Source organism: Microvirga tunisiensis (assembly GCF_009296175.1).
Lineage (GTDB): Bacteria > Pseudomonadota > Alphaproteobacteria > Rhizobiales > Beijerinckiaceae > Microvirga > Microvirga tunisiensis.
Map to the genome: position 1 here is coordinate 38,239 of NZ_VOSK01000027.1, position 9,025 is coordinate 47,263.

The following is a 9,025-nucleotide window of genomic DNA, read 5'->3' on the forward strand; positions in this document are numbered from 1 at the left end:
TGGCCTTAAGCCCCTTATGGAGTCCCGACCCTGAGTCGGCGCGCCTTGAACGCGCTTTTTGATGAGGTGATGCATGGCGCGGGACGTATCCGATACGACCCCCATTGGTGCACGGTCGGAGCTCGTGGATTGGATCGCCTCCGGCGAGAAGCCGCGCGAGGCTTGGCGGCTCGGCACCGAACACGAGAAGATTCCGTTCTACACGGCCGATACCACGCCCGTGCCCTATGACGGGGGCCGGGGCATTCGCGCGCTCCTGGAGGGCTTGCAGGAGCGCACCGGCTGGGCGCCGATCATGGAGGGCGACCACCCCATCGGTCTCGCCGACGAGGTCGGCGGCGGAGCGATTTCGCTCGAACCCGGCGGGCAGTTCGAGCTGTCGGGTGCGCCGCTCGAGACGCTGCACGAGACCGCCCGCGAGACGGCGCAGCATATCGCCGATGCGAAGGCTGTCGGGGAGGAACACGGCATCGGCTTTCTCACGCTCGGCATGAGCCCACTCTGGACGCGCGCCGAGACCCCTGTGATGCCGAAAGCCCGTTACCGCATCATGACGGACTACATGCCGAAGGTCGGCTCGCTCGGCCTCGACATGATGTACCGGACGTCCACCGTGCAGGTGAATATGGACTATGCGTCCGAAGCCGACATGGTGAAGAAGCTGCGCGTCTCAATCGCGCTTCAGCCGATTGCGACCGCGATCTTCGCCAACTCGCCCTTCACCGACGGCAGGCCCAACGGCTATCTGTCCATGCGTTCGCAGATCTGGCGCGACACGGACAACAATCGCGCAGGCATGATTCCCTTCGTGTTCGAGGACGGGTTCGGCTACGAGCGTTATGTGGATTGGGTGCTCGACGTGCCGATGTATTTCGTCAAGCGCGACTCGACCTATCACGACGTGGCGGGCTCTTCCTTCCGCGACCTCTTTGCCGGCAGGCACCCGCAATTGCCGGGCGAACACGCGACGCGCTCGGATTGGGCGAACCACATTTCCACTGTCTTTCCGGAAGTGCGTCTCAAGCGCTATCTCGAAATGCGCGGCGCGGATGTGGGCAACCTCGAACACATCGTCGCCCTCTCCGCGTTCTGGACCGGCCTTCTCTACGATGAGGCCGCTCTCGACGGTGCGTGGGAACTGGTGAAGCATTGGAATGCGGACGAACGCGAGCAACTGCGCGCCGACGTCCCGAAACAGGCCCTCAAGGCCCGCATCGCGGGCCGCTCCGCGCAGGATGTCGCCCGGGACGCGCTGGCGTTATCCCGCGCCGGTCTCCAGCGCCGCGCGCATCTTGACGAAGCGGGCCGCGACGAGACCCACCATCTCACGTACGCGGAAGAGATCGTCGCCTCCGGCCGTACGCAGGCCGAGCGCCTGCTGGAGCTGTATCACGGGTCGTGGGGTGGATCGGTTCTGCCTGCCTTTAGGGAATACGTGTTCTAGCGCGGGAAGGGCGGCGGGGTTTCCGTCGCTCCGACCCTCTTCAGGCGCCGAAATTCTCCGCAATCGAGGCGCAATATCCTTTCTTGAGGAGGGGACTTTTCTTATCATTCTTTATAACATAATAACGTTCGAGTAATTAGTCGGTCCAAACGACGCTGCCTTGGTTCCAAGGCAGGTCTCCTCATCCAGGACCGAAGCCCTGCAGGGGAGTTGAACGATGGCCGGTCCGCAGATCCACAATCTTGAATATCCTGATCCCGTTTCGAGGAAGCCCGGGGAAGCTGTCTTCATTGACCAGGGTAGCGACGCAATCGTCGAGGCGGGGGATTCTCCCATCCAATACCTCGATTTTTATATCGATGGCGCCGAAAGTACCGATCTTCTCGGTGTCCGCACTGCGCCAGGAGAGGTGGAATTTCCGGACGGTCTTGTGGTGGGCAAGGAGATCCGCGTTGCAAACACCGTCATCGGGCACGTTGCCTACGTAGATCGGGATATCCTCTCGTTCGAGTTCGATCCCGGTGTAACGGACGCCTCGATCCAAAAGCTGATCCGTTCGCTGACATACAAGGACGAATCGACCGAATCCGGTTTCACGGAGCCCCGGTACATTTCTGTAGCCCTGACAGACAGCAATGGAGCTGATGTTCAAGCCTACCTCCCAGTGGGCGACAGCATCCAAGGCACGGCTACGGACAACATCTTCACGGCGAATGAGGATGTGATCGGCGAGGCGGACGAACTGGACGGAGGAACGGGGAATGACACCCTCAGCCTGACCGGCGGCGGGTGGTTCCATCTTGATTCCATGAGCAAACTCACGGGTGTCGAAACCCTCGAGGGTTCATCGGAGAGCGATTTCATCTGGATCAAAAGCGAGCAGTTGGAGGATCTTCGGCAGATCGACGGAAAGGGGGGCGGAGCTGCAGGGGACAGGCTTTCCATCTTTGGCACGGATATCGATCTGACCGGCAAGACGATTTCCGGCTTCGAGATCTACCTCAAGTCCGACGATGCCGAGATTACGGTCGGTCAGGTCGATCTGGCGAAGCGCATTTATGGATACGATTCGGACAATGACACGCTGATCCTGACAGCAGGAACGATCAGCGACGACGAACGTCTTCTGATCCATCGGCGCGGAATCGAGACGATCGTCACGCTCGCCGATGGCCATACGACAACACACGGTGCCCCCGAGCTGACGGCCTTTGCCGAGGGTCCCGTCAGCGCGGAACGGGGGCAGCTGGCGTTTCTCGATATCGGACGAAACGCCGGGCTCAGCTCCGACGAGGGGCTTCTGAAGTCCCTCTATATTTATGTCGATGAAGATTTCGACCCGCAGGAGGAGCTTGGCATCGATGCGTCCAACGGCGTATCGCTTGTGGATGACGATGCATCCGGACGGAAAATCTACATCGATGGCACCCAAATCGGCGATGTGTACGGAAGTGGCCAGTCGTTGGAGATTTATTTCAACGGGAATGCGACGCCTGCACGCGTCCAGAAGGTCATTCAGTCCCTCACGTATCGCAACGATAGCCAGGGTGGGACTGAAACACGGACGCTCCATCTTGAAGTGGCGGATGCCGGTGAGCGCGAAACGGTCCTTGAGATCGCCGTCGACCTTATGCCTCCTGAGCCGAACATGCCGCCGACGGATATCGCGCTTAAGGGCTCATCTGTTCTCGAACTGGCGGCGAACGGCACCAGGATCGGCGACTTCTCGGCCACGGATGCGGCAGGCAGCAGCTTCACGTTTCAGATCCTCAAGGCGGACGGGACTTGGGGGACGACGGACGGGCGTTTCACGATTGAAGGCAATCAGCTGAAGGTGGCGAATAGCCTCCTGCTCGATTACGAGCAGGCCAAATCCCATACGATCAAGATCAAGGTTACCGATGGCGGCGGTCTCAGCTACGAGAAGGAATTCGCCGTGACCGTCGGCGACGTCAATCCCGAGATGGCCAACGGGTCTGCCGGAAGTGACTCGCTTGTCGGCGGATCGGGGGACGACATCCTGAACGGCATGGCAGGGGCAGACGTTCTGGTGGGCGGCGGCGGGAATGATACCTACTATGTCGACGATGCCAACGATCGGGTGATCGAGACTGCCACGGGCGGAGTGGCCGATGAGGTCTGCACCACCATCAGCTACACCTTGGCGGCCTATGTCGAGCATCTCACGGCCAGCGGCTCCGCGGCGATCAGCCTGACCGGCAACGCCCTATCCAACAGGATCAAGGGGAATTCTGCCGCCAACAAGATCAACGGGGGCAACGGCGACGACACGCTCGCCGGCGGTGCGGGCAACGACAGGCTCACCGGCGGCAAGGGCAAGGACATGTTCGTGTTCGACACCGCTCCGGCGAAGTCCGGCAACAAGGACACGATTACTGACTGGAGCGCTAAATACGACACGATCCAGCTTGAGAACGCTGTCTTCAAGGCACTGAAGAAGACCGGCGGGCTCAGCAAGTCTCATTTCGTCAAAGCGGCCAAAGCGCTCGATGGCAACGACTACATCGGGTACGACGGGAGGACGGGCAATCTGTGGTACGACCACAACGGCAGCAAGGCCGGCGGGCATCTGGTCTTCGCCAATATCGGCAAGGACAAGTCCATCGCCTCGAACGACTTCCTCATTATCTGATCTCAGGCGGCTTTCGCGGTCGCGACGCGGTTGCGGCCATCCTGCTTGGCCCGGTAGAGGGCTGCGTCGGCGAGCGTGATCAGGTCCTCTGGGCCGTTGCGGGACCGGTCCAGGCTTGGAACGCGGGTCGCGCTGCCGATGCTGACGGTCAGGGTGCGCGACGGGATATTAGCCTCGTGCCGCACGTGAAGCGCCTCGACTTTCGCGCGGATGTCCTCGGCCACGGCCGCCGCGCCGGCCTCGTCGAGGTCCGGCAGAAGAACCACGAGCTCCTCGCCGCCATAGCGCGCCACCAGGTCGCCCGGTCTGCGGGCTGCGCCCGCGATCGCCTTGGCGATGATGCGCAGGCATTCGTCGCCAGCCTGGTGCCCATAGATGTCGTTGTAGGCCTTGAACTGATCCACATCGACGAGAAGCAGGGAAACCGGTGATTTCTCTCGCGAGGCCCGAATCCACTCCGTCTCGAGCTGCTTGTCGAACATGCGTCGGTTGGCAAGACCCGTCAGGCCATCGGTGACGGCAAGGACGGAGAGCTCGGCCTCTGCCTCCTCCCGGCGGCGCAATTCCGCAGACAGGATCCAGCCGAGGGTGGCGATCGTCGTGACGAGCAGGCTGATGACGATGGTGCGGAAGACGAATTCACGATTCCAACTCGCCAGCGCCTCGTCCCGGCCGACGGATGAGAGAACGCCGATGGGAAAGATGTGGTTGCGGTAATAGCCGCCCATGCGGGTCACCCCGTCGACCGGGGAGACATATTCATAGGAACCCGAACCTTTTCCTTCCCGGAAGCGAGGTTCGTTCGACAGGTCGGTCCCGATGGCACGTTCGGTATAGGGGTAGCGCGAGAGGAGCGTACCGTCCCTGTGAATGAGCGTGATGCTGCCCTGCGTTCCGATATCGAAGCGGCCGAAGAAATTGGCGAAATAGCGGGGCGGGATGCTGGCCTGAACGACGCCGCCGAAGCTGCCGTCCGGCCTATCGAAGCGGCGGGAGAGGGTGAGAACCCAGTCGCCGCCGAGCGGGTCGCGGATCAGGGGGCCGAAAAACCAGTCGCTGCTGGAGGATGCCTTGTGATGCTGGAAGAAAACTTGGTCTTTGGCGTTCACCTTGCCCCGATGGCCGGGCAGGGAACTGGTCAGGAGAAATCCATCGTCCTCATAGACCGACAGGGACTTGATACGCTGCAGGGACTGAACCCGCTCGACAAGGAAGGTATCCAGTCTCTTGACCGCGTTGGGAAGCAGGCCGCCGGCCTCGACCCGGTCCACCACGTCCACCAGGAGGGCGTCAGCCACCTCGAAGGTGTCCTCCGCGTGCTGGACCAGCGATTTCGCGAGGTTCAGGGTTTCCGCGCTGATCCGGGCGATCTCCTGCTCCCGCTCGTTCCAGTCGCGCCAGCCCTCAAGGCCGACAATGACGAGGCATACCACGACGACGAAGGCCTTCAGCCCTCGTGCCGCAGATCTCGGCCTAATGTGAGCAAATGCAGTCATGACCCCTAACCATAACTGCCGTGGCTAGCCTGAGGCTAACTTCAGGCCAAGGATTCCGGACACGATCAGGCCGATGCAGACCAGGCGCATCACTGTCGCGGGCTCGCTGAAGAGATAAATTCCCAGCAGCGCCGTGCCGACCGTTCCGATCCCGGTCCAGACCGCATAACCCGTTCCCACGGGAAGGGTTTTCAGCGCCACGCCGAGCAGTACGACGCTGATGACCATACTCACGGCGGTCAGAATGGAAGGAATGGGGCGGGTGAAGCCGTCGGTGTATTTCAGGCCGATGGCCCAGCCGATCTCGAACAGGCCGGCAAGACCGAGCCAAGTCCATGCCATGACAGGACCTCCGTCATTGGCAGGGCCGTCCCTACCGGTGTCATGAAGGCGCGAGGTCGTCCTCACCCCTTCGAATATAGGGGGATCGGAAAAGGTTCTCAATACGCTGCAAGCGCGGCCAATAATCGGATTGCTGGCTTAGTTACCGCCTTCTTCTTCAGAGGGCGGGTTGGAGCGGCCCAGCGAAGCGAGAGGATTGAAGGGAGTGTAGATCTGGTGCTTCCACCCGTCGCCGCAATTGACGCAGATCGAACGGATCATGTGGTTGCTCTGCTCGAGCCGCCTGAGCAGCTTCTGCTGTCGCTCCGTCGCTTCGTTGGCCTCGGCCTCATAGCCGGATGGGCGGACGGTCAGCTGGAGGGCCTCGCTCTCCGGAGTTCCCTGGGCGAATCCGGGGCCGGCAAGGAGAAGGAAGCTGACGGTCAAGGCGAAGCGGGTCATTCAGGATCCTGCAGCGAGCTGATTTGGGCTTTTACCAACTGGACCCCAGGAGACAGTGTCTCGTCAAGGTTCGAGGTCTGACTGAGACCTTTGGCAGCGCCAGAACATCGGACCCCAAAGTGGAGCGCACTTTTTGGTCCGATGCCTATTCTCTTCACCTGCGCATCGTTCGGCGCGGCGCTTATTCGTCACCCACCCAGCCGATGAGGGTCAGATCTGCCGTACGGCGCCCTTGGCGGCGCTGGTGGCGAGCATCGCGTAGGCCTTGAGGGCCGCCGAGACCTTGCGCTTGCGCGGCTGAGCCGGCTGCCAGCCCCTGGCCTGCTGCTCGGCGCGCCGCCGCTCCAGCTCGGTATCGGCCACGGCCAGATGAATGCGGCGGTTCGGGATGTCGATCTCGATCCGATCACCGTCCTGCACGAGGCCAATGGTGCCGCCTTCGGCGGCTTCCGGCGAGGCGTGGCCGATGGAGAGGCCCGAGGTGCCGCCGGAGAAACGCCCGTCGGTGATGAGGGCGCAAGCCTTTCCGAGGCCCTTCGACTTCAGGTAGCTCGTGGGATAGAGCATCTCCTGCATGCCGGGTCCGCCGCGTGGGCCCTCGTAGCGGATGACGACCACGTCGCCCGCGGCGACCTTGCCATTGAGGATGCCGCTGACGGCATCGTCCTGGCTCTCGAAGACGATCGCCGGGCCGGAGAACTTCAGGATGCTCTCGTCGACACCCGCCGTCTTCACGATGCAGCCGTCGAGGGCGAGATTGCCGGAGAGAACGGCGAGACCGCCGTCCTTCGAGAAGGCGTGGTCCTTGTCGCGGATGACGCCGCCCGCCCGGTCCATGTCCACGCTGTCGTAGCGGCTTTCCTGGCTGAAGGCGGTCTGCGTCGGCACGCCACCGGGGGCGGCGCTGAAGAATTCATGCACAGCATGGCTGTTGGTGCGGCATACGTCCCAGCGGTCGAGGGCGGCTTTCATGCTCTCCGAGTGGACCGTCGGCACGCAGGTGTCGAGCAAGCCCGCACGGTCGAGCTCGCCCAGGATGCCCATGATGCCGCCGGCGCGATGCACGTCTTCCATGTGCACGTTGGCGATGGCAGGCGCGACCTTGCAGAGCACCGGCACGCGGCGCGACAGGCGGTCGATGTCGTCCATGGTGAAATTGACCTCCGCCTCATGGGCGGCGGCCAGAAGGTGCAGCACCGTGTTGCTCGAGCCGCCCATGGCGATGTCGAGCGTCATGGCGTTCTCGAAGGCCGCGAACGAGGCGATGGAGCGCGGCAGCACGCTCGCGTCGTCCTGCTCGTAATGGCGGCGGGCGAGGTCGACGATCAGGTGGCCGGCTTCCACGAAGAGGCGGCGGCGGTCGGCATGGGTGGCGAGCGTCGAGCCGTTGCCGGGGAGCGAGAGGCCCAGCGCCTCGGTGAGGCAGTTCATGGAATTGGCCGTGAACATGCCGGAGCACGAGCCGCAGGTGGGGCAGGCGGAGCGCTCGATGACCTTGATGTCCTCGTCCGCAATCTTGTCGTCGGCGGCGGCGACCATCGCGTCCACGAGGTCGAGCTTCTTGGTCACGCCGTTGAGCACGACCTTGCCCGCTTCCATCGGTCCGCCGGAGACGAAGACCGTCGGAATGTTGAGGCGAAGGGATGCCATCAGCATGCCGGGGGTAATCTTGTCGCAATTGGAGATGCAGACCATGGCGTCCGCGCAATGGGCATTGACCATGTATTCCACGGAATCCGCGATCAGCTCACGCGAGGGCAGGGAATAGAGCATGCCGTCGTGGCCCATGGCGATGCCGTCATCCACCGCGATGGTGTTGAACTCCTTGGCGACGCCGCCCGCCTTCTCGATCTCCCGCGCTACCAACTGGCCAAGGTCCTTGAGGTGGACGTGGCCCGGAACGAACTGGGTGAAGGAGTTGACCACGGCAATGATCGGCTTGCCGAAATCGGAATCCTTCATGCCCGTGGCCCGCCAGAGGCCGCGAGCCCCCGCCATGTTGCGGCCGTGGGTGGTGGTACGAGAGCGATAGGCTGGCATGGTTTCCCCTAGAGCATCGGACCCAAAAGTGGATTCTACTTTTGGGATCGATCCGATGCTCGATCCCTTGAGTGGCGCATCGTTCTTCGCGGAAAACCGGGTCCACCTTTCCGCACGATGCGCTGAACTTTGCCGCCTTGTTCGACTGAAATTGCGCGGTTTGCAAGAAAATTTGCCATTCCTTGTGGTCGCGCCTGCTTTGCCGCAATGGAATTGCCGACGGTCCGGAAGCAGACGAAGCGGCCATAGGAGTGCGAATACCATGGATGATCCAAGTTCCAGCCCAGGCCTGCGCCGGGTTGTTGCCATCGTGGCGGCCCTGAACCTGGGCTATTTCGGGATCGAGTTCGCGGTCGCGCTCGCCATCGGCTCGGTGTCGCTTCGCCGACACGTGTCAAGCGACACCGAGATTTACGAGATAAGGCGACATCCAGTTTTACGACGGCTCAAGCGTGAGCCCGCTGGAGAGCCTCCTCCAGATCCCGCAGGCGATAGCTGCGCCCCTTGATGTTGAGAACATGCGCTCGGTGCAGCAGGCGGTCGAGGATGGCCGTGGCCAGCACCTCGTCGCCGGCCAGCAGCTCGGTCCACTCCCGGATGCTCTTGTTC

Annotated in this window: 6 protein-coding genes and 2 pseudogenes; 3 read left to right on the forward strand and 5 right to left on the reverse strand. The window is 62.3% G+C overall.

Annotation, left to right across the window (positions count from 1 at the left end; translation table 11 throughout):
- Window positions 1-73 precede the first annotated feature (73 nt).
- Window positions 74-1,444: a glutamate--cysteine ligase gene (locus tag FS320_RS10285; protein WP_152711378.1), complete on the forward strand. Its 1,371-nt coding sequence runs from the start codon at window positions 74-76 to the stop codon at window positions 1,442-1,444.
- A 217-nt stretch (window positions 1,445-1,661) separates the two neighbouring features.
- Window positions 1,662-4,097: a M10 family metallopeptidase C-terminal domain-containing protein gene (locus FS320_RS10290; RefSeq protein ID WP_152711379.1), complete on the forward strand. Its 2,436-nt coding sequence runs from the start codon at window positions 1,662-1,664 to the stop codon at window positions 4,095-4,097.
- Between the two features lie 2 nt (window positions 4,098-4,099).
- Here the strand turns inward: FS320_RS10290 and FS320_RS10295 are convergent, their stop codons facing one another.
- From FS320_RS10295 to ilvD, 4 genes are all read right to left on the reverse strand, one after another.
- The gene (locus FS320_RS10295; RefSeq protein WP_152711380.1) at window positions 4,100-5,593 is read right to left on the reverse strand and encodes a sensor domain-containing diguanylate cyclase; all 1,494 of its coding nucleotides are present in this window, start codon (window positions 5,591-5,593) and stop codon (window positions 4,100-4,102) included.
- A 24-nt stretch (window positions 5,594-5,617) separates the two neighbouring features.
- Entirely contained in the window at window positions 5,618-5,935 is a 318-nt protein-coding gene (sugE, locus tag FS320_RS10300; RefSeq protein ID WP_152711381.1) for a quaternary ammonium compound efflux SMR transporter SugE, read from the reverse strand.
- Between the two features lie 138 nt (window positions 5,936-6,073).
- Window positions 6,074-6,376, reverse strand: coding sequence for a hypothetical protein (locus FS320_RS10305; RefSeq protein WP_152711382.1), 303 nt, complete (start codon window positions 6,374-6,376; stop codon window positions 6,074-6,076).
- Window positions 6,377-6,586: 210 nt separating this feature from the next.
- The gene (gene ilvD, locus FS320_RS10310) at window positions 6,587-8,416 is read right to left on the reverse strand and encodes a dihydroxy-acid dehydratase (protein WP_152711383.1); all 1,830 of its coding nucleotides are present in this window, start codon (window positions 8,414-8,416) and stop codon (window positions 6,587-6,589) included.
- 262 nt (window positions 8,417-8,678) lie between these two features.
- Between ilvD and FS320_RS47730 the strand changes: the two are divergent.
- Window positions 8,679-8,798, forward strand: a pseudogene (locus tag FS320_RS47730) (cation transporter); the annotation flags it as partial.
- A gap of 85 nt (window positions 8,799-8,883) precedes the next feature.
- On the opposite strand, the pseudogene FS320_RS10320 reads toward FS320_RS47730, so the two are convergent.
- A pseudogene (locus FS320_RS10320) lies at window positions 8,884-9,025 on the reverse strand (ATP-binding protein); the annotation flags it as partial.